Raw genomic sequence first — 24914 nt, 5'->3', positions numbered from 1 at the left:
ATGGGCGCCGGTCGGTATGTTGCCAACCTTGTCCGTTCGCCCACTTGCGTCCCGGCATGACCTTCGACACCCTTGCGGGCCGGGCTGGAGGCGTATCGTCCGCCCTACGGCCCCTGCGGGGTCTTTCTCAGCTATCACGCGGCCTGGAGGCCAAACAAAGTGACCCGTACTCCCAAGATCGTCCTGCTGACCCTGGCCGTTTCGGCCGCGCTGGTCGGCTGCGGCAAGAGCGAAGCCCCGGCCACGGAAGGCGCCGCCTCCACCCCGGCCGCCACACCCGAAGCCACCACCTACACCCTGGACCAGGCCAAGCTGCCGGCGTACAACGCCTTCCAGCCCAGCGACCTGGACAGCACGCTGGACGCCTGCACGGCCTTCGGCGACTACGTCAACAGCAAGTGGCTGGCCGCCAATGAAATCCCGGCCGACCGCACCAGCTGGGGCGCCTTCACCATCCTCGACGAGCGCTCGGTGGCCGCGCAGCACCAGCTCGCCGAGCAGGTCGCGCAGGTCAAGAACCCGAACCACATCGAAAAGGTGGTCGGTGACCTGTGGGCCACCGGCATGGACGAAGCGAAGATCAATGCCCAGGGCATCGAACCGTTGAAGGCGGACCTTGCTGCCATCGATGCGCTGAACGACAAGGGCGCCATCGCCGCTTACCTGCGCGACAGCGCGGCCAAGGGCGAGAACGTCCTGTTCGGCTTCGGCGCCGAAGCGGACTTCAAGAACTCCGCGGTCAACATGGCTTACGCCAGCCAGGGCGGCCTGGGCCTGCCGGACAAGACCTTCTATACCGAAGCCAGCAAGGCCGACAAGCTGAAGGCCTACCAGGCCCACGTGGCCAAGGTGCTCGAGCTGGCCGGCGTGCCGGCGGCCGACGCCGCCAAGCAGGCACAGGACGTGGTCGCGCTGGAAACCCGCCTCGCCAAGGCCTCCAAGTCCAGCGTTGAACTGTCGCGCGATGTCTCGCTGTTCTATCACCCGGTGACCTTGGCCGATGCGGACACGCTGACCCCGAACTTCAGCTGGACCGAGTTCTTCAAGGCGCAGGGCGTGGCCGCGCCGGAGAAGTTCTCGCTGGCCATCCCGAGCTTCCACGAGGAAGTGAGCAAGGCGCTGGGCGATACCGATCCGGCCGTGTGGAAGGCCTACCTGCGCTTCCACACCGTGGACAGCGCCTCGCCGTACCTGAGCGATGCCTTCGCCAACGAGAACTACGAGTTCTACGGCAAGACCCTGAACGGTCAGAAGGAACAGAAGCCGCGCTGGAAGCGCGTGCTCGGCACCATCGAAAACGGTGCGGGCGAAGCGTTCGGCCAGCTGTACGTCAAGGTCGCGTTCTCGCCGGAAGCCAAGGCGAAGATGGAAACGCTGGTGAAGAACCTGGCCGCCGCCCTCAAGGAACGCATCCAGGGCCTGTCGTGGATGAGCGCTGAGACCAAGGCGAAGGCCATTGCCAAGTGGGAGACCTTCACCCCGAAGATCGGTTACCCGGACAAGTGGCGTGACTGGTCGGGCCTGGACACCGGCCGTGACAGCTTCCTCGGCAACGTGCGTGCGGCCAATGCCTTCAACTACAAGTTCAACCTGGCCAAGATCGGCCAGCCGGTGGACAAGACCGAGTGGGGCATGACCCCGCAGACGGTCAACGCCTACTACAACCCGCTGCAGAACGAGATCGTGTTCCCGGCCGCCATCCTGCAGCCGCCGTTCTTCGATCCCAACGCGGACGACGCGCTCAACTACGGCGGCATCGGTGCAGTGATCGGCCACGAAATGACCCACGGCTACGATGACCAGGGCGCGCGCTTCGGCCCGACCGGCAACTTCGAAGAGTGGTGGGCCGACGCCGACAAGAAAAACTTCCAGGGCCTGACCGGCAAGCTGGTCAAGCAGTTCGATGGCTACAAGGTCGACGGCCAGGCCGTCAACGGCAGCCTGACGCTGGGTGAGAACATCGCCGACCTGGGTGGCCTGGCCACCGCTTACGATGCGCTGCAGAAGGCATCGGAAGGCAAGGAAGATCCGAAGATCGATGGCTTCACCCGCGATCAGCGCTTCTACTTCAACTGGGCCACCGTGTGGCGTACCAAGTACACCCCGGAAAACGCCAAGGTCCGTCTGGCGACCGATCCGCACGCACCGGCGCAGTTCCGCGCGATGGGCGCGCCGTCGAACCTCCCGACGTTCGCGGCGGCGTTCCAGTGCAAGGCCGGTTCGCCGATGGTGCGCGCAGGCGATGCACAGGTGGTGATCTGGTAAGCCACGGCTGACCGCTTGTTGCCATGGAGGCCCGGGGAAACCCGGGCCTTTTCGTTGGCAGCCCTGCACACCGCGGTGTATCGCCGCGTCTGCATGCTCTGCACATGCAGGGCTTGCTATAGTTCGCCCGCCCTTAATCCTCGACGGATTCGCTCTTCCATGCCCAACCTTCGTCCGCTTGCCATTTCCCTGGGCGTCAGCCTGGCCTTCCTGGTTCCCGCTACCGATGCCCTGGCGGCGAAGAAGAAGGCGGCGCGTGCACCGGCCGTCAGCGCCCAGTGCACGGATTTCTACGACGCCAGCAACGCAACGTGGTTGAAGGCCAACCCGGTCCCGCAGAGCGGCGCCACCACGGCCATGGGCCAGTTGGTCGACCGCAGTCGCGCGCAGCAGCGCGAACTGCTGGATGCCGCAATGAACAGCCCGCAGGGCAACGTGCAGAAGCTGCTCGGTGACTTCTGGGCCAGCGGCCTGGACGAAGCTGCGGTTGAAGCCGACGGCTCCAATCCGATCGCCCCGCTGCTGACCCGCATCAACGCGATCAAGCGCGCCAAGGATGTGCCGGCATCGATCGCCGCCCTGCACCAGGTCGGCATCCCGGTGGCCTTCAACTTCAGCCCCGACGTGGACCTGAAGGCGCTCGACCGCCACATCGGTTACTTCATGCAGGGCGGCATGGGCCTGCCGGACCCGGCGTTCTATACCCGCACCGACGCCGATACCGTGGCCGTGATGGGCCGCTACCGCGCCTACGTCAAGCAGATCCTGGCACTGACCGGCACCGCGGCGGACAAGCTGGATGCCGAGTCGCAGGCCGTCATCGCGCTGGAGACCGAGCTGGCCCGCAACGCGCAGTCGCTGGCCGACCTCAACAACCCGTTCCGCAACTACGCGCCGATCTCCACCAAGGATCTCAACGGCCGCTACAAGAACCTGCAGCTGGATGCCTTCCTGAAGGCACAGGGCGTGAACGACGATCTGGTGTCGCTGTCCGACGAAGCCCTGTTCCGCGCGCTGGATGGCATGGTCACGCGCATCAAGCCGGACCAGTGGAAGGCCTACCTGCGCTGGCGCGTGGGCGATGCGATGGCGCCGTACCTTTCCAAGGCCTACCGCGATGCCGAGTTTGAGTTCCGTGGCCGCGTGCTGCGCGCACAGACCCTGCCGGCCGCGCGCTGGGAGCAGGTGCTGGACGCGATCAACGTCGCCGCCGGTCCGATGGTCGGCCGCGAGTACGCCGCCAAGCACCTGTCGGCGGAAGATCGCCGCCAGGCCGCCTGGATCATCGACAAGCTGCGCGAAACGCAGATCGAAGCCGTAAAGCGCAGCACCTGGCTGAGCGCCGAGGCGAAGGCCGAAGCAGAGGCCAAGCTGGGCGCGATGAAGATCGAAATCGGCACCCCGCGGCGCGATCTGGATTACAGCGTGCAGCCGATGGGCCGCGGCAGCTTCGGTGGCAACATGCTGATCGCCTCCACCTGGCGCCATCGCGAAGAAATGAAGCGCATCGGCAAGGGCAACGCGGATCGTCGCTGGGACGTCCTGCCGCAGCAGCCGTCGCTGGCCTATGATCTGGCGCAGAACCGCCTGATCGTCACCGCCGCCGCGCTGCAGGGCCCGATCTTCAACGCACAGGCCAGTGCCGCCGACAAGTTCGGCAGCTACGGCGCGTTGGTCGGCCATGAGCTGACCCGTGCGATCGATGCGAAGGGTTCGCTGATCGATGCCAAGGGCGAACTGCGCAGCTGGTGGACGCCGGCCGACAAGACCGCCTGGACCCTGCTGGGCAGCCGCGTGGCCGCGCAGTACGGCGCGTACGAGTTCCCGGGCATCAAGGGTGCCAAGGTCAACGGCACGCTGACCCAGGAAGAGAACCTGGCCGACCTGGCCGGCCTGGAGCTGGCGTGGGACGCCTACCGCACCGTCGAAGCCAACGCCAAACCGGCGGACCAGCAGGGTTTCTTCAGCGCATGGGCCACGCTGTGGGGCCAGCAGTTGTCGCCGAACGAAGCGGCTGCACGCCTGAGCACGGACGTCCGCGCACCGGGCAAGTGGCGCACCAACGGCCCGCTGTCCAACCTGCCGGCCTTCTCGGCCAGCTTCAGCTGCAAGCCGGGCCAGCCGATGCAGCGTACCGACGCCGAACAGCTGCGTATCTGGCGCTGATCAAAGAATGGGGACGGAGGGAATTAAGTTCGCTTAATTCCCTCCGTCCCCTTTTTCTTTGAGGGTGCCGCGGTACGCGACGATGCGACCGACCAGCGGTGCGGCGATCTCCACGTCGAAGACGAACTGACCGTCGCGTTCTGCTTCAAAACTATTGCCACCGGGCAGCAGACATGTGGGCAGGGGAATGCCCAGCAGCGACCAGCGGCGTGGCAGCAGCCGCAGCCTGTCTCCCTCTACCACTACGGCCAGCGCTACAGCGATTGTGCCGAACCGCTCGACCAACAGCGCCTCGTCACGCCCCGTGCCGGCCGTCTGCAACGAAGAAAAACGGCGACCCTCGAAGGTGCGCGTCCAACGCTCGCCACCGGCTTCCGGCGTGAACCTTACGCTGACGGGTACGTTGTCGCCTGCCGCGGGAAATCCGAACACGCGGGCGATCAGCCGCGACAACACGCCCGTTCCCCGCTCCACCGTCGCGATGCCCGTCCAGCACGCCGGTGCCGAGGGTGCGTGCAAAGCCTGCACGCTGGTGGGCAACGTGGCGTACGCGCAGCCCAGAAGGCGCTGGTACAGGCTGGCACCGGGGATGTCGTAGCGGAAGCCCGTGGCGATGGCGCGGCCAGCAAACAGTCGGGCGTAATCGGCAAGCTCCAACGCCCGCGTGGCGGCGCGCGCGCCGATGTCCGGCCGCTCTCCCTGCACGAGCTTGCGGACCACCGCTTCGATGGCCATCGAGGGTATATAGGGCCCGTCGTCGCCCTCGGCCAGCAGATGCCAGCTCTGCTCCACCCGCACCTCATCACGCGTGCCAAGCGCGCGCACGATCATGCCACCGCGGTGCTCGCCGAACTTCATCCAATTCAACACCGTGTAGAACAAGCGCGACAACGGCACCAGCGACGGGAGCCGCAGTCGCCGGCGCGCCTTGGCCAGCAGGTTCAACAGGCGGTGTAATAGCTCCGGCACGGGGCCGGCGCCGACCCAGATATCGGTCAGGGTGGGATGCTCGGGCGGCAGCACCTGCAGGTCGGGCACATCCACCAGCGAAAAACGCAGGTTGCGCAACGGCACTTTACCAGGCACCGCTACCGTGAAACGGCGGCTTTCGGCCAGGCCGATACCGTGCCCATCACGACCGTTTCGACGCAGCTTCACCGGCGAACCCGCATAGCCGACCACCGCGCGCATCACGTTCAAGCCAATGCCGGCATACGGTGACGGCGCAATGCCAGCCTCCACGCTGACGATGTCCATCTGCTGGGCCATCTGCCGCAGCACGGCGGCCGTGAGCACGGGAAAGCTGCTTACGCCCGACAGCACGAACACCCCGGCCGCCTTGGCCGCCGCGTCGTACTGCGCGACACCCGCGACGAACTCCGCGGCATCGGCGAAGTCGAGGTAGTCCACACCGGCAGCGATGCAGGCCTGGATCACCAGGTAGCGGTGCGTACCGTAGTCCTGGAAAGGCCCGGAGGCATCAATCAGCAGATCGGGCAGATGGGTATGCAGTGCCTCAGCGATGTTCTGCCGATCCACCTGCAGCGGCGTCACCCTTGCCTGCCCCACGTACGCCATGCAGAACGCCTGTGCCGCCGCCAGGCTGCGACCGCAGATGATCAGCTCCAGCATCGGCAGGTCGCCAAGCAAGCGCGCCAGACGCCCGCCGAACACCCCATACCCCCCCAGCAGCAGGATCTTCACGACAAAAAGGGGACGGAGGGGATTAAGTCGTTTCCGGCCCCCCTGCATCGCGGGCGGGCCGAAAACGACTTAATCCCCTCCGTCCCCTTTTTCATTGTCAGACGCTGCGCAGGTGGTTGGGGCGCTTGGGTGGGCCGGGGGGGCGGCGCTTGAACGGGGGTTGGCCGCGCCAGTAGCGGATCAGCAGCCAGCCGAACAGCATGCCCCCCAGGTGCGCGAAATGCGCCACACCCGGCTGCCAGCCCGTAGCGCCCAGCACCAGCTCGCCGATGCCGAACAGGATCACGAACGTGCGCGCTTTCATCGGGATCGGTGGGAACAGCAGCATCACCCGCTGGTTGGGGAACAGCATGCCGTAGGCCAGCAGCAGCCCGAACACACCGCCGGATGCGCCCAGTACGGTCGCCGGGTTGTCCATCAGGCTGCCCACCAGCAGCTGGCACAGGCCGGCACCGGCCACGCACACCAGGTAATAGATCAGGAAGCGCTTCTCGCCCCAGGTCTGCTCCAACGCGGCGCCGAACATGAAAACGGCGAACATGTTGAAGAACAGGTGGCTGAAACTGCCATGCAGGAAGCCGTAGGTCAGCAGCTGCCAAGGCTGGAAATTACCGCCGGGTGAGAAGGCATCGAAGCTGCCCTGCAACGGCTGCAGCATGAACGGCGCGAACGTCGCATCGCCCAGCAGGAACGGTTGCTGCAGGAGGAACAGGATCGCATTGGCGATCAACAGCGCCTTGGTGACGGTAGGCAGTCGCGGAAGCATGGGGGTACCCTCGGGAACGGCCTCCATCATAGCGGCAGCGCCGCGGCGCGTCGGCACGCCCGGGCGAGGACAGGTTCAGCACGCGGCCAGGGTCAACCGGGCCCCCACAGCGCGGCATCCAGCGATGCGGACGGGTCGACGGCCTGCATCCGCACCCTCCCCCGCTCCACCGCCACGCCCTCGGCGCGCAGGCGCCGACTCTGCTCGCGCCAGCCTGTCGACCCTTCGGGCATGGCGATACGTCCGTCGGCACGCAGTACGCGATGCCACGGCAGCTCCGGGTCGTCATTCATTCCCAGCACGCGGGCAGTCAAACGCGCGCGTCCTGGCAGCCCCGCACGTGCCGCGACCTGGCCGTAGCCCATTACCTGGCCGACCGGGATGGCACGGATCACCGCCAGGATGCGCTCGCGCGCCTGTTCCGGCGTCAGCGCCGGAGCCGGGTCACCAGCAGCACCCCGCACAGCACCAGGACGGTGCCGGCGATCTGCGCCGGGCCCATGGGTTCGTCGAGCAGCCATAGACTCATCACGATGGTGGACACCGGCCCGAGCATACCGACCTGCGCGGCCAACGACGAGCCGATGCGTTTGACCGCCAGCATGATCGCCAGCACCGGTAGCACCGTGCAGGCCGTGGCATTGATCAGCGACAACCAGTGCACCGCGTGCGGTGCCTGCCATAGCACAGGCCACGGATGTGTCAGGCCGAAGTGCAGCAGCACCAGCGCGCAGGCTACGCAACTAGCCTGCGCGGTCAGTCGCACGGCACCGATGCGGGCCACGATCTGGCCGCTGCCGAACAGATACAAGGCGTAGCTGATGGCACTGCCCAGCACCAGCAGGCTGCCGAGGATGATCTGCCCGCCCTCGCGCTGCAGATCATGGCCGAACGCCACCAGCACGCCGGCGTAGCTGAGCGCCAGCGCCACCAGTTGCCAGCGGCCTGGTCGCTGTCGCGTCAGCACGACATGGATCAGCAATACCAAGGTGGGATTGAGGTACAGGATCAGCCGTTCCAAGGTCACGCTGATGTACTGCAGGCCCTGGAAGTCCAGCCAGCTGGACAGGTAGTAGCCGGTGAAGCCGAGCCACGCGATGCGTCCGCGGTCGGCCCAGGACAAGGGCGCGGCGCGGCGCGACGACCACCAGGCCAACAGCAGAAACAGCGGCATGGCCATCGCCATCCGCAGCGCAAGCAGCGTCGTGGCGTCCACCCCATGACGCAGACCCAGCTTGACGATGATCGCCTTGCCCGACGCGGCGATGGCGCCGATGGCTGCCAGCCCTACGCCGCCCACGGCGAGGCGGGCGGAGGACGTGGGGAAGGTCGAAGGGGTGTTCATGAGGCCGGTTATTGTCGCACGGGTTACGGGCGGGCCTCGCCTGTGGTGCTTTGGTGGGGTGCTTTGGCTTCGGTGTGGGGGCGTGGTGTGGTGCCCCGCGGTAGAACCGACTTCAGTCGGCTGGCGCTGACAGGCAGCCGACTGAAGTCGGCTCTACCATTGCCGCGCTCAGCGATGCATCAACACGATTTCCTCGGCCGACGTGGGATGGATCGCTACCGTTGCGTCGAACTGCGCCTTGGTCGCGCCCATCTTCACCGCGACCGCGAAGCCCTGCAGTATTTCGTCCGCGGCTTCACCGAGCAGGTGCACACCCACCACGCGTTCTTCCGGGCCGACGCAGACCAGCTTGAACATGCTGCGCTGGGTGCCGTCGGCCAGTGCCTGCAGCATGGGCCTGAAATTGCTGTGGTAGATGCGGACGTCGTCGAACTGCTGGCGGGCCTCTTCTTCGCCAAGACCGACTTTGCCCAGCGGTGGGTGCGAGAACACCACACTGGGAATGTTGTCGAAATCCATCTTCGCCTGCGGCTTGCCGCCGAACAGGCGGTCCATGAGGTGGCGCGCCGTGGCGATCGCCACCGGCGTCAAGCCTTCCTTGCCGGCCAAGTCGCCCACCGCATGCACGCTGGGAACGGAGGTCGTCTGCCACTCGTCGACCATCACTTCGCCGCGCTCGCCGATCTGCACGCCAACCTGCTCCAGCCCCATGTCCCGGGAGTTGCCACGTCGGCCGATCGCAAAGAACACCTTGTCGAACACACTGTCCAACGGGCCGTCGTGGCCCAGTACACGCACGCGATCGCCCTCGCTGTCGCGCTGGAGTTCGCGCAGCCGGTAAGTGAACTGGATCCGTACCCCCTGATGGCAGAGATTATCCGCCAACTGCGCGGCGAGTTCGCCATCGAAGCGGTCCAGCAGGCGACTACCGCGCACCAGCATGGTCACGCGACTGCCCAGCGCCTGCAGCAGGCCAGCCAACTCCACGGCGATGTACCCACCGCCGACGATGGCAACGTGCGCCGGTGCATCGCACAGGTTGAAGAAGTCGTCCGAGACGAGGCCCAGTTCCGCACCGGGAATGTCCGGGCGCTGCGGGTGAGCACCGGTGGCCAGCACGATGTGCTCGCCGCTGATGCGCACGCCATCGCTGCACTCCACCGTGTGCGTGTCCACCAGTCGCCCGCGGCGCGGCACGCGCACCACGCCCGTCTCGTCCAGCCGCTTGCGATAACTGACGTGGATGTTCTCGATATACCCCTGACGATGGACGATCAGTTCTTTCCAGGACAACGCGGGACGCAGCGGCACGTCGAATCCCATCGCGCGTGCCAAGCCGATACGGCCGACGAGATCGGCGGCCAGCCACATCGCCTTCTTCGGCACGCAGCCGACATTGACACAGGTGCCACCGAGCTCATCCGGCTCCAGCATCGCGACGCGCTTGCCGTGCTGTGCGGCGCGGAAGGCAGCCGCCAGGCCACCGGAACCGCCACCGAGGACAATCAGGTCGTAGTCATGGGAAGTCGTGGTCATCGGCATCGCTCGCGTCGTTACGTATCAGGGGCCTACAGGGCAAGAGCATGCCATGTCCCGCTGCGCGGCAGACGTGACGACGCCCGCTCAGCGGGCTGCCACCGTGCGGCGCATCGGCGGCAGGCGCAGGTAGGTGAGCGCGCGCCACACCCATTCCATCGGCCCGTGGCGGAAACGCGCCAACCATGCATGGCTGATCACCACCTGCGCGGCGAACACCGCCGATGCGAAGGGCAACTGCCAGACTCGCGACATCTGCTCGAACAAACCCAAGCCGGGCGCGTAGAACACCCACGTGCACAGCAACGACTGCAGCAGATAGTGGGTGAGCGCCATGCGTCCTGGTGCTGCCAGCCAGCCCAGCGCCTGGCGCGCTTGCACGATCCACGCCAGGTAGCCCAGCGCCATCAGCAGGCTCGCGACCGCCGCCAGTGCATAGGACAGCCCGGTCTGTACGGTGAACTCGCCGGGCGCCAGATACGGATTCCACACTGCGCTGATCACCATCAGCAGCAGACCAAGTGGCATCGCGATCCAGCGCAGGCGTGCGTACAGCGTCGCATGGCGCTGTGGATCGGACAGTGCGCCGCTGCGCGTGAACCATGCGCCCAGCAGGAACATGCCGAAGATCTCTGGACCGGTGATCAGGATGCCGCCGACCATGTGGCGCACATCGGCCAGCCGCTGCAGGGTGCCTTGCCTCCACGTGCCATGACCGTAGGCCTGGCGCTGCGCTTCAATGATGTCCTGCGCCGTACGCAGGCTGCCTGCGCTGTCCAACGCAGTGCCGCCCTGCGCGGCCGCCCATACCAGCAGGGCGAACAACAGGGTCAAGCCGACCGCGAAGGCGTACACCAGGACGCCGGCGACGGGCAGCACCGGCACCGGCCAACGCCGTGTGCCCAGCAGCAGAAAAGACAGCAGGCCGTACACCATCAGGATATCGCCGGACCACACCAGCAAGGCATGGCAGGCACCGATCAGCATCAGCACCAGGCTGCGCCGCAGGTAGATCGGCGTGAACGCGCGGCCGGCCTCGTCGGCACGTCGTGCCATCACCGCGAAACCCGCACCGAACAGGAAGGAGAACAACAGGAAGAACTTGCCCTGCACCAGCACGTAGACCAGCGCGTCCGCCGCGTAATCCAGCCCTTGCCAGTGCGGGTCGATGCCGGTGAAGGAAAGATCGAGCGGCCCGCTGAACGCTTCGATGTTCATCAGCAGGATGCCGAACAGGGCCACGCCACGCAGGATGTCCATCACCGTAATGCGGTCGGCGTCCGCGAACGGCGGCAGGGAGGAAGTCGCGATGGTCACGGGGAATCCGGGAAGGCGGGGCATCATTATGAGGTGAGGGTGGATCGAACGGGATAGACCCCCTCGGGGGCGGCTGCCTCAAAGCTACGTGCCAGAGGCCGGGCGGTGAGGCTGGGCGGGGGACGGCAAAAACTGCGTCCATGCGTGCCTCGTTTCGCGCCATCCATGGCGCTCAACGCCCCCGCCCAGCCCCACCGCCCGCCCCCCCTGACAGGTCCTGTGGCCACATGCCGCGTAGAAAAAAGAGGAAAAGCGGTAGCGCCGACCCGTGGTCGGCGAGCGCAGCGGGCGCTTGGCGGGAACATTCCGCCGACCATGGGTCGGCGCTACCTATCCGCCGCCTCGCCGACCCACCGCCCTGCAGCTGTTGACGTTGACGTTGACGCTAAAAAAAACGGCCCGCTTGCACGGGCCGTTCGAAACACTGCAACCACTGGCACTCAGTGCTGGTGGCCGCCGTCGCCGTGCACGTGGCCGTGCTGGACTTCTTCTTCGCTGGCTTCGCGCACGTCGATGATTTCAACGTCGAAGTGCAGATCCTTGCCGGCCATCGGGTGGTTGAGGTCGACGTCGACCACGCTCATGCCCACCTTCTGCACCGTCACCGCACGCGCACCGAAGTTCGTCTGCAGCACGACCTGCGCGCCCGGCGCCAGCTTCTCTTTCCCGAAATGCTTCTTCGGCACGCGCTGGGTCAGGCCCTCGCGGCGTTCGCCGTAGGCATCGGCCGAGGCAACGTCGACGCCGAAGGTGGCGCCCGCTTCCTTGTCTTCCATCGCCTTTTCCAGGCCCGGAATGATGTTGCCGTGGCCGAACAGGATGGCCAGCGGCTCACGGTCCTTGGACGATTCGATCGGCTCCTTGCCGACTTCGGAAACGGTGTAGTGGAAACGGACGACGCGGTCTTTTTCGATCTTCATGCGTAACTCTGTCTGGTAGCTGCCGAGGGCAGGCGGGAGGGGGCGGGTTGCCGCCCGACGGGTACGCCGCCATCATGGCGGCCTATCTGAGGTCGCGCATTATCCGGAGATCATGGACATGACGCCAGTTTCGTGCGGCCTGCGCCGTTTCTTTTTCCTCGCCGCGACGCTCGCCCTCTCCGCCACACTGAGCGGATGCGGTGGCGGCAAAGCGTCCCGCCCCGCCCCGCCCCCTGCCCCGTCCGTCACCCAGGTCTGGCCCAGCGTGTCGCCGGCCAACCCGCAGGTGGCCAACGCCGTGCTGATGCGCGCCATCGGTCTGGTCGGCACACCGTATCTCTACGGGGGCAACACCCCCGAGTCGGGCTTCGACTGCAGCGGCCTGGTGACATATGTCTATCGTGAAATGGTCGACCTGAAGCTGCCACGCACCTCTCGCGAGCTGGCGGCCGTGCAGGGCCCGAAGATCGAACCCCAGCGCTTGGCGACGGGCGACCTGGTCTTTTTCGGCAGCCGCGGCAACGTCAGCCACGTGGGCATCTATGTCGGCGAAGGGCGCTTTGTGCATGCCCCGAGCACCGGCGGCACGGTCCGGCTGGATTCGCTGGGCGGACACTACTGGAAGGACCACTACACGGGAGCCAAACGCGTCCTCCACTAACGTGAATAGGACAAATGACCCAAAACGTGATGGACATCACACTCATTCCAACGAAACTTTAACGGAATTTGTACTTATTTGACGCTTTCGCAAGGCATGATTGCCCATCGCTTCCAACCCTGTGACCGCCGAGTGACGACCGACGAACTGATGTGTGAAGGCCAGCGCGCCGTAAATTCACCTCGCCTGACCCAGCGCATCACGCGCGTCGCCCTGCTCTCGCTGACCCTTGCACTCACCAGTGCACCGGCCTGGGCACAGAGCGCACCGGTCGCCGTACCGACCGACACCGCCATCACCGCAGTGAAGGCTGCTGCCAAGGCCGAGCCGGTCGCTGCCACCCGCAGCCGCGCCGATGCCGCCGCCAGCGCCACCCTCGCCGCCCTCCTTCCCCACCTTGCCGCCAACGACAGCATTCCGCTGATGGACCGTTCGGCGATGGTTGCCGGCGACCTCAGCCGCCTTCTCGCCAACTACGACACCAGTGCCTCCGGTTCGATCGTGGTCGGTGGTGCCGAAGAGAACGGCAAGATCCAGTCCGTCCTGCGCCGCGCGATGACCCTGCTGGGCACGCCCTATCGCTGGGGCGGCAACACCCCGGACAGCGGCTTCGACTGCAGTGGCCTGGTCGGCTACGTCTTCCGCACTGCGCTGGGCATCGAACTGCCGCGCGTGTCGCGTGACATGGCCAGCGACCGCCAGAACGAACTGATTGCCGACCGTACGGCGCTGAGCGAAGGCGATCTGGTCTTCTTCGGCCGCAAGGGACGGGTGGACCACGTCGGGATCTACGTCGGCGAGGGCCGGTTCCTGCATGCGCCGAGCACCGGCAAGGACGTCCGCGTGGACACCCTGCTGACCGGCTACTGGGGTAACAAGTTCATGCAGGCACGCCGCGTCGACCTGTAACCGGTCACGCCGTACCCGCTCCGAAAGCCGCTGCCCTGCAGCGGTTTTTTTTTGCCTCCCACCTGCGAGCTGCGTGGCCGGTCCTGACCGCAGACCGCGTTCGCATGGTGTATCCCCCGGATTGGATCCAGGGGTGGCTGTGGCAGCAATGCCCGGCCGGGGGCGCGGCGTGGGGCGGCACGTACGCACTTTTTTCATCCAGGGCCGCCCCTCTACAAGGACAGGTGAGGCATGGCGGTGGTCTCTGATATCCAGGCACGTTGCGCGATCTGGTTCGGCCAGCCACTTGCGACCGAGCGGGCAGCGCTGGCGGCGGTCGGCTGGCAGGTGCGCAGCGTGGATCCCCTGCAGCCGCAGGCCGTGGGCTTGCGTGGCCGGGACCAAGTGGTTGGCGTCATCGATCTCCGGCAGATTCCCGCTCTCGCGCTGACGGCGGTGACCGAGTGGACGCAGCGGCACGATCACCTGCCGCTGCTGGCCGTGCTGCCTTCAGGGGTAAGCAGCCCTCCCCCCAGTTGGCAGCCGCTTCTTGATGCGTGCCAGGGTCACTTCAGCCTGCCGCTGGAACAGCAGGCACTGCTTGAGCAGCTTGCGCATCATCCACAGCACACCAGCACCGACGCCGACAGCCCTGCACAGCGCCTTATCGGCGACAGCCCCGCGCTGCTGGCCACCCGTGCATCGCTGTTCAAATTCGCCCCGGTCGACCTGCCGGTCCTGGTGACCGGCGAAACCGGGACCGGCAAGGAGCTCGCCGCACACGCGCTGCATGCCATGTCCGCGCGCGCGGATCATCGGTTCATGGCCGTCAACTGTGGCGCGATCCCGGCCAACCTGGTGCAGTCGGAACTGTTCGGCCACGAGCGCGGCGCGTTCACCGGCGCGGCGCAGCGACGTCTGGGCCTGTTCGAAAGCGCGAGCGGTGGCACGGTGTTCCTCGACGAGGTTGGCGACCTGCCTCTGGATGCGCAGACCAGCCTGTTGCGCGTGCTGCAGGAGGGCACCATCGAGCGCGTGGGCAGCAGCCAGCCGTTGCGGGTGGATGTGCGTGTGCTGGCGGCCACCCATGTCGATCTGGAGCAGGCCGTCGCCCAAGGACGCTTCCGCCGCGATCTGTTCTACCGCCTCAACGTGCTGCGGCTGGCCATGCCGGCCTTGCGTGAGCGCAGCGGGGATGTGCTGGTGCTGGCGGAGCATTTCCTGCGCCAGTTCCGGGCGCGCCACCCCGGTCGTGCACGGGGCTTCAGCAGTTGCGCGCGGCAGGCCATGCAACGCTTCGACTGGCCGGGCAACGTGCGCGAGCTGCTCAACCGGGTGCAACGTGCGGCGATCGTGGCCGACGGTGAGCTGATCGAGCCGTCGGATCTGGATCTGGTTGCGACCCTGCCGGCGGCTGCGCGTGCGCTGCTGCAGAACGCACGCGAGCAGGTGGAGCGCGATCTGCTGGTGCAGGCGTTGCGCGAAAATGAGTTCAATGTCTCTGCCTGCGCACGGCACATGCAGGTATCGCGGGTGACGGTGTATCGGCTATGCCGCAAGCACCAGGTGGAGTTGCCCGCGATACGGTGAATCCATGTCTGTCGTCGCCGGTAACGCCGAGCCATGCTCGGCGGGAGAACAAAGGCCCCGCGCTGCGTGCTCGCCGACCATGGGTCGGCGCTACCGGGATCCGTGCCCATTCAACGCTCGCGGAATGTAGCGCCGAGCCATGCTCGGCGGGAGAACAAAGGCGCCGCGCTGCGCGCTCGCCGACCATGGGTCGGCGCTACCGGGATCCGTGCCCATTCAACGCTCGCGGTTGGTAGCGCCGAGCCGTGCTCGGCGGGAGAACAAAGCGCCGCGCTGCGCGCTGGCCGACCATGGGTCGGCGCTACCGGGGTCCGTGCCCATTCAACGCACGCGCGTGGTAACGCCGAGCTGTGCTCGGCGGGAGAACAAAAGCGCCGCGCTGCGCGCTCGCCGACCATGGGTCGGCGCTACCGGGATCCTTGCCCATTCAACGCTCGCGGTTGGTAGCGCCGAGCCGTGCTCGGCGGGAGAACAAAGCGCCGCGCTGCGCGCTCGCCGACCTTGGGTCGGCGCTACCGGGATCGGTGGGCATTCAACGCTCGCGGTTACAGCATGTACGGCACCTTGAAGGCCAGGCTGAAGTCGGGCGCGTCCGGGGTGAGGCCGATGCCCAGCAGGCTGACCAGGGTGGTCTTCTGGTTCAGTGCATAGGTAACGCCCAGGTTGAATGTCGCGGCATTCGCATCACTGCCGATCACCTTCATCCACTGCCCGTTGCTGTACCGCGTGGACGCACGCGCACTGAGCTTGTCGCTGAAGGAAATGCTCAGGCTGGTACGCTCGTTGAACGCAAACGCCACGCCGGCGCCGAAGTAGTACGAGCCCCCCAGCTTCACATCCCCGGGATTGACCGTATCCGGATTACCGTCGATGTCATCGAAACTCTGTTCGAATGAGTGGATGTAGCCCGCATTCGCGAACAGGATCGCCGGGTCTGCCGTCTTGACGATGGACAGGCCGATGTTGGCTTGCCATACCCCGTTACCGGTGGGCTGGTCCTTGGGCACGGCGAACCGGATGTAGTCATCGTCATCGCGTTCCAGCACCGTCCAGTCCACGCCGTACGGCGCGCGCCCGGTGGGGGCGGTGACGCCGGCAGTCAGCACGGTCTCGGGCCGCCAGGCGCGTTCGCCGAATACCTTATAGTTGGCCCCCAGACTGACGTCGCCGATCCCGTTGCCGCTCGTCTCTTCTTCGGCGATCGCCGCAGCCGAGCCCCCTGCGCCCCCCTTCTGGTACACGGTCTTGCGTGCGATCCACGGAACATCCATGTTGACCGTCAGGGTAGGACTGATGCCCCAGCGTGCCGCCAGGTTGTAAGTGATCGAATCGGATTCGACGTTCTCGATGCCGATGTTGCCCAGGAAAATCGCGTCCAGTGCGAGGAAGCCATTCAAGGTCAGCTGCTTTCGGTCATACCGTGCATAGGTAATGCTGTTTTCCACGGTGAACCGACGCGAGAACAATGCGGCCTGCTGCTGCTTCACATCATCCACGCTGCGTCTGGCGGCCTGTTTTGCCTGCTGTGCTTCGGCTGCAGAGCTGGCGTACCCCTCGCCACCGCCCGCTGAGACAGGGGGTTGGTCAGGCACGGGGGGCGGAGCGGGCGGGCCCGCCGTGGCGACCGACGCCTTGCCCGACAGGCGCGCCTGCATGGCCTGCACCTGCATGTCGAGCTCGCGCAGCCGACGCACTTCCTGCGCGTAATTGGCTTTCAGTGATTCCAGTTGAGCCATCAGAGCCTGCACATCAGCGTGTTCGCCTGACGTCGCCTGTGCGTGGACCGTGGCGGTACTTCCGATGTAGACCAGCGCCGCCAGCGCCAGTGGGGTGAAGCGGTGTGTGGTGTGCATGTCCCTTTTCCGGTGAGTGCCATTCCCCCTTTGCCCGACCGATCTATTGGCCCGGCCCGATCCCGCGCGTCAGTGCCATTGCCTGCGCGATGTTCTGCGTCAACGGGGTGTTGCTGGCCAGGTTCTGCCGGACCAGTTCAATCTGCAGGCGATTGCCCACCTGTTGGCCATCGCCGGCCAGGGCGATGCTCTGCCCTACGCTGCCGTTGCGGATCCACTGCTGCACTTCGCCGACGCCGTCCAGCTGCAGCAGCAGGCGCGCCTGGTTGTTGTCGAAGGACGCCGTAGCACGCGCTCCGCCCTGCTGGGCGCTCGCCGTGCCGACCTCACTGCCGGTCATGGCCGGTACCTCACCATCGCGCAGGGTCAGCGAGGTGACATTGCGCGCGACGTTGCCATCACCGGCCACCTGCACGCTCTGCACCAGCCCGGATGCGTTGGCCAGACCACTACTGTCCACGCTGGCGATGCTGCCGCCCTGCGGCAGCGGCGCGTCGACAGCGGTGATGCTGACGCTGGGGGTGAAGCTCACTTTCGGCGTCCTGCCCTGGCGGAAGTCCATGCCCAACGTCAGCGCGCCCTGCATGGCGGTGCCGTTGGCGGCCTGCCACTGCGAAATCATGGTTACGCCGAACCAGGCCACGTTGTTGCCGCCGACCGTGTAGCGCCCGCGCATCAGGTTGAGTTCCGGATCGGGTATTTCGGTCAGTCCATTGCCACGCGGTTGCTCGGCCAGTACCGCAGCGGGCATCAACCCCAGCAGCGCGGTGGCCAGTAGCAGAAGACGGGTATCCATGGCGGTTCTCCTTCAGAACAGGTCGGCGTGGCTGAAGCCGAAGTCGACCAGTTCGGCATCGGTGATCGGCCCTTGCCGCGCGTACAGTGCGCGGGCGCTGGGTCGTTCGCTGGGTTGCAGCAGTACGCTGTTGCGATCGAAGTCACTGCCGATGACGATGAAAACGGCACGCGACGGCCATGCTTCAAGAAATTCAGCCAAGGGCAGGCTGCGGTTGCCAAGGATCGGGTCGGCGACTTCGACGATGTCGCCGCGCACCTGCTTCATCACCACGAAATGGCGGAAGCCACGCACGTCCATCAGTACCAGGCCGGGCACGCGCAGGTTGCGCAGGCGGGCTTCATCAACGCGGTAGCCGCGGCCCCGCATGCCCATTGATTCGACATAACGCTTGATATCCAGCAACGAGAAGCCGCGATCACGTACCAGCTGTTGATCGGACACCCCCATCATTCCTTCAATCACCGTCGCTTCGTCGGCATCCAGGTGATAGGCGTACTTGAGGATGGTTGCCAGCGCCGCAGCGCCGCAGCTGTAGTCCGTGTGCTGTCGCACCAGGTTGCGGAAACGCCGTTCCTGCATGCTCTCCACGCGTTGTTCTATCAGTGCGCCATTGGGCAGCACGCCACTGAACCTCACTTCGCCGGCCCGCGCCGCAACGGCGCTGCTCGACACGACCACGCCCAGCAGCAGGCTTGCGATCCAGGACACGTGCATTGCAACGGCTCCTTCCAAGAAAGGAGCCCCTGCCCCAAAGGGGGAGATGGAACAGGGGCTCCCGGGGAGCCCGGTCATTGGCGGATGACCGGGTTTGTTGCGCTCAACGCAGTCAGCCTGCGAAAGCGGTCACGCCTGGTCGTTACTCGCCGCCGCCGCCGCCCGGTGCCGGACCGGTCGAGGGCTGTGCGACGGCCAAGGCCAGGCTGTTGGCCTGCAGGTTGCCGCTGCCGGAGGCCACGTTCACGCCGATGTTGCCCGACGCGTTGGAGAACGCACTGCCGTTGAGGCCAGCGGTGTTGGTGGCATTGACTGCCACCCAGCGCGAGGTGCGGACGGTGCCGCTCAGGCTGGCATACAGGTCGGCCACGCCCAGTTCGACGAACTGGCTGGTGCCTTCCTCATCGGTGTCGAACGCGATGCCACCGACGCCGTCACGGTACGGGTTGTCGGTTGCGTTCTGGATTTCGTCATCCAGGTCGATGTGCCCGGTGGGGTTGCCACTGGCGTGCGGCAGTGCGCCGCTCCAGCTGTCCAGGTAATAGTTGTCCTGCTGGTAGGCGTTGCCGGTTCCCTGATAGGTGCCAGCACCGATAGCAAGCGTGGCGCCGGCCACACGACCACGCAGGCTGACTTCAGTGGTGTCACTGAAGCGCTGCACGTAACCGGCGTTGGTCACCGAGTTGCCGCTGGATACCTGGTTGGAGGAAATGCTCGACTGCGCCATGGCGGCGGTCGCTACGGAAGCGGCAAGCGCGTTCTTCTGCGCGTTGTTGTTGCCCGACGCGACGTTGACACCGATGTTGCCCGAAGCCCCCGAGAACGCATTGCCACCCAGGCCGGCCGCGTTGGTCACGCCTTCGTTCATGGTGGTGTTGCCGCCCACACCCTGGTTGACGAACACCTCGGCATCGGCCATGCCGAAGCTGAAGGAGGCATCGGCCGCGGAAAGCGAAGCGGCGTTGTCCTGCGCGTTGTTGTCGCCAGCGGCGACGTTGAAGCCCAGGTTGCCCGAGGCACCCGAGGCGACGTCGTCGGAGATGGTGGCGGTGTTGTCCAGCATTTCGTTGGACGCATCGTTGGCGCTGATGGTCTGGCGGTTGTCGATGACGGCGATGGCGGCCGAATCGAGATCGATGGCACCGGTGATCTCCGGATCGCCGGAGAAGTTGATGTCCGAGCTCAGGCGCAGGTCCTTCTCCAGGTTCACGTCCACGCCGTGGTTGTTCTTTTCCTTGCGCTCATCGGCGGAGATGTTGCTGGTCTCGTTGACCGTGACATCGCGGGTGTGGTCCACGTCGGAGAAATCGACGTTGGACCGGTTGGTGGCGGTATTGGTCGTGGTGCTGCTGTAGCGCACGTTCGACGTGGTGTTGGCCGTGTTGTTGGTGGTGCTGGTGTTGTTGGTGGTATTGGTGTTGCGCGTGGTGTTGCGCACCAGGTTGCGGCTGTCGTTCAGCGCGTAGTTGTCGTTGTCGGTATCGGTGTTGGTGTTGCTGGTCACGTTGTTGCGGGTGACGTTGCGGGTATCGTTCAACGTCCAGTTTTCATTGACGTTGTGGTTGTGGTTGATGTTCGCGCTCTGGTTCTGGTTGTCAGCTGCAGAGGCGGTTGCCACGACGCCTGCAATGGCCATGGCGAGTACAGTCCCTTTTACGATCGCTTTCATGGTGCCTTCTCTCTCATCAGTGGTGTAACGGGTGGGTACCACTCACGGGGTGCCGTGCACGGCCATACCGAGGATGTTGGCCGTATCGTTTCCTGCTCCCGCGATTTGATTGAGTTGCAGGACACCATCGAACCCCTGCAACGCCGACGCTGCCACGCCGACGTTGCGGGTGCCCATGGCGTCGCCGTCACCGGCATTGCCCTGCCCCCCTGCTGACGCGGGTACGCGCGCTGCGGCAAGTGCCGCGTCGTCGGACTCGCGTATTCCTTCACGGGCCAGCGTCGCGCTGACGATGTTCACCATCGTGTTGGCGATGCCGCTGGCCTGGTTGATCGTTGCGATGCCACTGGCGCCCTGCAACGCCTGGCCGTCGATGTGCGCGCTGGCATGCAGCGGGCCATCCAGCAGCACGGTGTTGCGTGCCGAGGTGCTCCGCGCATCGATATCCACGCGCGCCTGCCCCCCCTGCGCCATGCCGATCAGGTTGGCTTGGGCATTGAGATCACCGGCGGCCTGGTTGATCGCGATGAGGCCGTTGGCACCTGCCAGCGCGTGGCCCTCGATGCGTGATTGATTGAGGTAGCCCAGCATGCCGGCGTACTCGTCGGCAAAAGCCGCACACGGCAGCAGCAGGCCCGCCATCAGCCATGCGCCGCACCGCTTCATTTGCCACCTGCCGGGGCGCCGCCCATCGGGAACTGGGCCAGCGCACCGCGCACCGTATCGCCGATGCCGCGGGTACTGTTGCCCATCGCACTCAGTGGGCCGCTGAGCGCGCCGCTGATCTGGTTGCCGGAAATCATGCCGCCGTTGCCGCTGCCCAGCCGGCCTACCGCGCCGCCGAGCGCCGTGGTGGTGACCCGCTCCACGGTGGTGCTGCCGGTATGCGCGGGACCCACGCCCTGGCCAGCACCCAGCCCAGCGAAATCGTCGTCGCTGAGCTCGGCCATGCCGTTGGAGGTGCCCAGTGCCGCGCTGACTTCGCGCTGTGGCGAGGGATCGGCGATCAGGGCAATGCCCGGAGGCGCCGGACGGTAGGCGGTGCGGGCGTGCACGTCACGCAGCAGCACCATCTCACCTGGACGCGCGTTGACACCTTGACGCGCACCGGAGGCCCCGGCAACGGCGGGGCATGCCGTCAGCACGATCAGGCTGGCCATCAGGTAGGTATTGCGCGTGCTGCTGTCCATGCCGCTCTCCCGTTACGTATGGAGAGGGGAACGCAGCATTCGTGCCAACTACGCAAGGCCCGCCTGGCAAGCGTATTCGTGGCTCAGGGCGGGGCGTTGTGGATGCCGACCGTTACACCCGGGTGAATGCCGGGCGCTCGATGAATCAGCGAAGGCGACCGCCCCGCATGGCGCGGGCGCGGGTGTATCACCCCTGTTACAGGGGATGACACACCCCCGTACGCCCCCGCTTCAGCTGCCGATGTTCGTACTCCGGTAGTGACGGCCCATGGGCTGCCAGTGGCCGTCAATGCCGGCGCAGGGGCTGACGGTGCTCACGCGCGTGGCGCGGGATCCGGGTCGTCGATACCCACGTTGGTGGATGGATTGTCATACACCGCCTGGTCCAGCAGGCCGGTCTCCTTGGCCACCAGCACCGGCACCAGCATCTGCCCGGTGACATTGGTCATGGTGCGCATCATGTCCAGGATGCGATCGATGGCGTACAGGTAGCCGATGGTCTCCAGCGGCAATCCGGCCGCACTCAGCACCACCGTGGCCATCACCACCGCCGTGCCCGGTACACCGGCGGTACCGAAGCTGCCCAGCACCGAAGCAATCAGCACGATCACGTACTGCTCCACCGACATCGGCACACCGCTGTACTGCGATATGAACACTGCACACAGCGCCGGATAGATCGCCCCGCAACCATCCATCTTGATGCTGGCACCCAGCGGCACCGCGAAGGAACCGTAATCTTTGTTGACGCCCAGGTTGTGGGTGATCGAACGCAACGCGACCGGCATCGCCGCGAAGCTGGACGAGCTGACGAACGCCACCTGCATGCCCGGCGCGGCCCCGCGGAAGAACTTCAGCGGGTTCAGGCCGTGCGCCAGCAGCAGCGTGCTGTACACCACCACGATGTGCAGGGTGCACGCGATGTACAACGCCAGCACGAAGTTGCCCAGCGGCAGCAGCTTCTCGAAACCGTAGCTGCCTACCAGCGCGGCGATCAGGCCGAACGTCCCGATGGGGGTGACCTCCAGCACGAAGCGGGTCACCTGGATCATGATCTCGCTCATCTGCCCGACCAGCAGGCGGGCCTGGGTGACTTTCTCGCCCAGCTTGACGATGGCGAAGCCGACCAGCCCGGCGAAGAAGATCACCGGCAGGATCGAGCCCCGTCCGGCGGCCAGCACGGTCTCACCGGCGGCATTGACGCGCGTGCCGATGCCACTGAGCGCATAGAAGACATTCGACGGCACCACATCCAGCAACACCTGGATCACGCTGGGGACTTCGCGCTGCACGTAGTTGTGCGGCATCGCCAACTGCAGTCCACCGGCACCGGGCTGCATCACCGTGCCGACCAGCAGGCCGATACCGACGGCCAGCGCAGCGGTGATGACGAACCACAGGAACGTGCGGCCACTCAGCGCGGCGACCGATTTCTGGCCACTGAGCGAGGAGATGGCATTGATGACCGCGAAGAACACCAGCGGCACCGCGATCATCTTGATCAGCGTCACGTACAGGTCGCCCAAGGGGCCGAACCAGGTTTCGGCAGCCGGGCCCATCAACCAGCCGGCCAAGGCGCCAAGGACGAAGCCTGCGACCACGCGTTGCCAGAACGGGATGCGCAGCCAGGCAGAGACCAGCTTCATGGAAATTCCAGGGGGAGAGAATACTGATCGCACCTTAGCCCAACCCAGCTTCGGGTACGACAGGCCGAGCGGCAAATCAGCGTGTCATCGGCGTGCCTTGTCGTACGCGTCATAATGAACGCCTGTTCCGTTTCGTGAGGGCCCGCTGTCCATGATCCGTATCACCACCCTGCTCGCCGCCACCGCCGCCACCCTGCTGCTGGGCGCCTGTTCCAGCACGCCGCAGGCAGCGGGACCTGCCGGCCTGACGGTCGCGGTGCCTGCCGTGACCCACCCGGATGGCGAGACCCCGCAGTGGTGGTACCGCAGCGGCGCCGCCCAGGCCGCCGGCAATGGCGCCATGAACGGCAAAGCGAAGAACGTGATTCTGTTCCTCGGCGATGGCATGAGCCTGACCACCGTGGCCGCCGCGCGCATCTTTGAAGGCCAGCGCAAGGGCAGCTCGGGTGAAGAAAACCTGCTGTCCTGGGAGCACTTCCCGGCGACGGCGTTCAGCAAGACCTACAACGTCGACTCGCAGACCCCGGATTCGGCCGGCACCATGACCGCCATCACCACCGGCGTGAAGACCCACATGGGCGCCATCGGCGTCAGTGCGGGCAAGCGTCCGGACTGTGCCGACAGCCTGCAGAAAGGCCTGTTGAGCTGGCTGCAGCTGGCCGACAGCGCCGGCATGGCGACCGGCATCGTGTCGACCGCGCGGCTGACCCACGCCACCCCGGCCGCCACGTACGCCCATTCGCCCGAGCGCAACTGGGAAAACGACACCGACCTGACCGAAGAGGCCAAGGCCGCCGGCTGCAAGGACATCGCCCAACAGCTGCTGTCCACTGCACGCTTCGGCCGCGGCCCGCTGGTCGCCCTGGGCGGTGGCCGCGGCGAGTTCACCACCGTGGAAGAACGCGATCCCGAATACGACGACAAGGTCGGCCAGCGCCTGGACGGGCGCAGCCTGGTCACCGAATGGCAGCAGGCCCATCCGCAGGGTGCCTACGTGTGGAATGCCGCGCAGCTCAAGGCCGCCGACAACGCGCCGGCGATCCTCGGCCTGTTCGAGCCGGACCACATGCAGTACGAGCACGAGCGCGCGCAGGATCCGGGCGGCGAGCCCAGCCTCGCCGAGCTGACCCGCACCGCCATCACCAACCTGTCCCGGCACCAGGAAGGCTACGTCCTGATGATCGAAGGCGCGCGCATCGACCACGCCAACCACAGCGGCAACGCCTACCGTGCGCTGACCGACACCGTAGCGATGTCCGACGCGGTGCGGGTGGCGACCGAACTGACGAAGGATGACGACACGCTGGTCATCGTCACCGCCGACCATTCGCACACCCTGAACTTCGTCGGCTATCCGGCGCGCGGCAACCCGATCCTGGGCAAGGTGAAGGACAAGGGCGGCGAAGACGGGCTGGGCGCACTGGATCTGGCACGGGACGGGGGCGGCCAGCCGTACACCACGCTGACCTACGCCAATGGCCCGGGCTTCACCGGCGCGACCAACCAGCAGCCGGCCGGCCCGAAGCGCTACCCGCACAATCCGTCCAGCTTCGACCCGTCCACCGGCCGTCCCGACCTGACCGCGGTGGATACCGAGCACCCGGATTACATGCAGGAAGCGCTGGTGCCGGGCAAGAGTGAATCGCACGGTGGCGAGGACGTGGGCATCTGGGCGCGCGGTCCGGGCAGCAAGGCGATCCGCGGCACGCTGGAGCAGAACGCGATCTACCACATGATCGTGCAGGCTACCCCGCGCCTGCGTGCGCGGCTGTGCGAAGCCGGCACCTGTGATGGCAACGGTGTGCCGGTGGAACTGCCGGCGCCGGTGAAGTTCGAGCGGATCACGCCCGCCCAGTAAGCGCCCGGCGGGACTGGAGCAATACGA

The 24914-nt window shown here is 66.1% G+C and carries 20 protein-coding genes; 6 read left to right on the top strand and 14 right to left on the bottom strand.

What is annotated here, in order from left to right; translation table 11 throughout:
* Window positions 1–159: 159 nt before the first annotated feature.
* Window positions 160–2265 (top strand): M13 family metallopeptidase, encoded by a 2106-nt coding sequence (locus ABRP17_RS14815; RefSeq protein ID WP_188326694.1) that lies wholly within the window; start codon window positions 160–162, stop codon window positions 2263–2265.
* 159 nt (window positions 2266–2424) lie between these two features.
* A complete protein-coding gene (locus tag ABRP17_RS14810; RefSeq protein ID WP_349985107.1) occupies window positions 2425–4431 on the top strand; it encodes a M13 family metallopeptidase in 2007 nt (668 codons plus the stop codon).
* 33 nt (window positions 4432–4464) lie between these two features.
* On the opposite strand, the gene ABRP17_RS14805 is transcribed toward ABRP17_RS14810, so the two are convergent.
* From ABRP17_RS14805 to ABRP17_RS14775, 7 genes are all read right to left on the bottom strand, one after another.
* Window positions 4465–6135 (bottom strand): DUF4166 domain-containing protein, encoded by a 1671-nt coding sequence (locus ABRP17_RS14805; protein WP_349985108.1) that lies wholly within the window; start codon window positions 6133–6135, stop codon window positions 4465–4467.
* 97 nt (window positions 6136–6232) lie between these two features.
* Window positions 6233–6901 (bottom strand): rhomboid family intramembrane serine protease, encoded by a 669-nt coding sequence (locus tag ABRP17_RS14800; RefSeq protein WP_188326691.1) that lies wholly within the window; start codon window positions 6899–6901, stop codon window positions 6233–6235.
* 92 nt (window positions 6902–6993) lie between these two features.
* Entirely contained in the window at window positions 6994–7422 is a 429-nt protein-coding gene (locus tag ABRP17_RS14795) for an MGMT family protein (RefSeq protein WP_188326690.1), read from the bottom strand.
* The gene (locus tag ABRP17_RS14790) at window positions 7329–8246 is read right to left on the bottom strand and encodes a DMT family transporter (protein ID WP_349985109.1); all 918 of its coding nucleotides are present in this window, start codon (window positions 8244–8246) and stop codon (window positions 7329–7331) included. Before ABRP17_RS14790 ends, ABRP17_RS14795 begins: the two co-directional genes overlap by 94 nt.
* 168 nt (window positions 8247–8414) lie before the next feature.
* Entirely contained in the window at window positions 8415–9782 is a 1368-nt protein-coding gene (gene gorA, locus ABRP17_RS14785; protein WP_349985110.1) for a glutathione-disulfide reductase, read from the bottom strand.
* 87 nt (window positions 9783–9869) lie between these two features.
* Window positions 9870–11123 (bottom strand): DUF418 domain-containing protein, encoded by a 1254-nt coding sequence (locus tag ABRP17_RS14780; protein ID WP_349985111.1) that lies wholly within the window; start codon window positions 11121–11123, stop codon window positions 9870–9872.
* 416 nt (window positions 11124–11539) lie between these two features.
* The gene (locus ABRP17_RS14775; RefSeq protein ID WP_349985112.1) at window positions 11540–12019 is read right to left on the bottom strand and encodes a peptidylprolyl isomerase; all 480 of its coding nucleotides are present in this window, start codon (window positions 12017–12019) and stop codon (window positions 11540–11542) included.
* Window positions 12020–12131: 112 nt separating this feature from the next.
* On the opposite strand from ABRP17_RS14775, the gene ABRP17_RS14770 reads away from it, so the two are divergent.
* The 3 genes from ABRP17_RS14770 to ABRP17_RS14760 all read left to right on the top strand — a co-directional run bounded on the left by ABRP17_RS14770 (window position 12132) and on the right by ABRP17_RS14760 (window position 15158).
* The gene (locus ABRP17_RS14770; RefSeq protein ID WP_349985113.1) at window positions 12132–12680 is read left to right on the top strand and encodes a C40 family peptidase; all 549 of its coding nucleotides are present in this window, start codon (window positions 12132–12134) and stop codon (window positions 12678–12680) included.
* A 132-nt stretch (window positions 12681–12812) separates the two neighbouring features.
* A complete protein-coding gene (locus tag ABRP17_RS14765) occupies window positions 12813–13589 on the top strand; it encodes a C40 family peptidase (protein WP_223202999.1) in 777 nt (258 codons plus the stop codon).
* Between the two features lie 231 nt (window positions 13590–13820).
* Complete coding sequence (locus tag ABRP17_RS14760; RefSeq protein WP_349985115.1) at window positions 13821–15158, top strand: sigma-54 dependent transcriptional regulator; 1338 nt, start codon at window positions 13821–13823, stop codon at window positions 15156–15158.
* 545 nt (window positions 15159–15703) lie between these two features.
* Here ABRP17_RS14760 and ABRP17_RS14755 read toward each other — a convergent pair.
* The 7 genes from ABRP17_RS14755 to ABRP17_RS14725 form a co-directional block, all read right to left on the bottom strand.
* Window positions 15704–17011 carry a transporter gene (locus ABRP17_RS14755; protein ID WP_349985116.1) on the bottom strand — a complete coding sequence of 436 codons (1308 nt, stop codon included), beginning with the start codon at window positions 17009–17011 and terminating at the stop codon, window positions 15704–15706.
* Between the two features lie 43 nt (window positions 17012–17054).
* Window positions 17055–17807, bottom strand: a complete 753-nt coding sequence (locus ABRP17_RS14750; RefSeq protein ID WP_372486807.1) for a hypothetical protein — start codon at window positions 17805–17807, stop codon at window positions 17055–17057.
* Between the two features lie 12 nt (window positions 17808–17819).
* Window positions 17820–18524 (bottom strand): C39 family peptidase, encoded by a 705-nt coding sequence (locus ABRP17_RS14745; RefSeq protein ID WP_192094484.1) that lies wholly within the window; start codon window positions 18522–18524, stop codon window positions 17820–17822.
* A gap of 142 nt (window positions 18525–18666) precedes the next feature.
* Window positions 18667–20193 carry an adhesin gene (locus ABRP17_RS14740; RefSeq protein WP_349985117.1) on the bottom strand — a complete coding sequence of 509 codons (1527 nt, stop codon included), beginning with the start codon at window positions 20191–20193 and terminating at the stop codon, window positions 18667–18669.
* Window positions 20194–20235: 42 nt separating this feature from the next.
* The gene (locus ABRP17_RS14735; protein ID WP_249405649.1) at window positions 20236–20835 is read right to left on the bottom strand and encodes a hypothetical protein; all 600 of its coding nucleotides are present in this window, start codon (window positions 20833–20835) and stop codon (window positions 20236–20238) included.
* A gap of 20 nt (window positions 20836–20855) precedes the next feature.
* Window positions 20856–21383, bottom strand: a complete 528-nt coding sequence (locus tag ABRP17_RS14730) for a hypothetical protein (protein ID WP_349985119.1) — start codon at window positions 21381–21383, stop codon at window positions 20856–20858.
* Between the two features lie 314 nt (window positions 21384–21697).
* Window positions 21698–23029: a dicarboxylate/amino acid:cation symporter gene (locus tag ABRP17_RS14725; protein WP_349985120.1), complete on the bottom strand. Its 1332-nt coding sequence runs from the start codon at window positions 23027–23029 to the stop codon at window positions 21698–21700.
* Between the two features lie 151 nt (window positions 23030–23180).
* On the opposite strand from ABRP17_RS14725, the gene ABRP17_RS14720 reads away from it, so the two are divergent.
* Entirely contained in the window at window positions 23181–24887 is a 1707-nt protein-coding gene (locus ABRP17_RS14720; protein ID WP_349985121.1) for an alkaline phosphatase, read from the top strand.
* Window positions 24888–24914: the final 27 nt, after the last annotated feature.

The organism is Stenotrophomonas sp. WHRI 8082 (genome assembly GCF_040223995.2).
Lineage (GTDB): Bacteria > Pseudomonadota > Gammaproteobacteria > Xanthomonadales > Xanthomonadaceae > Stenotrophomonas.
Note: the sequence above shows the minus strand (reverse complement) of the source record. Positions and strands in the feature narration are given on the sequence as shown.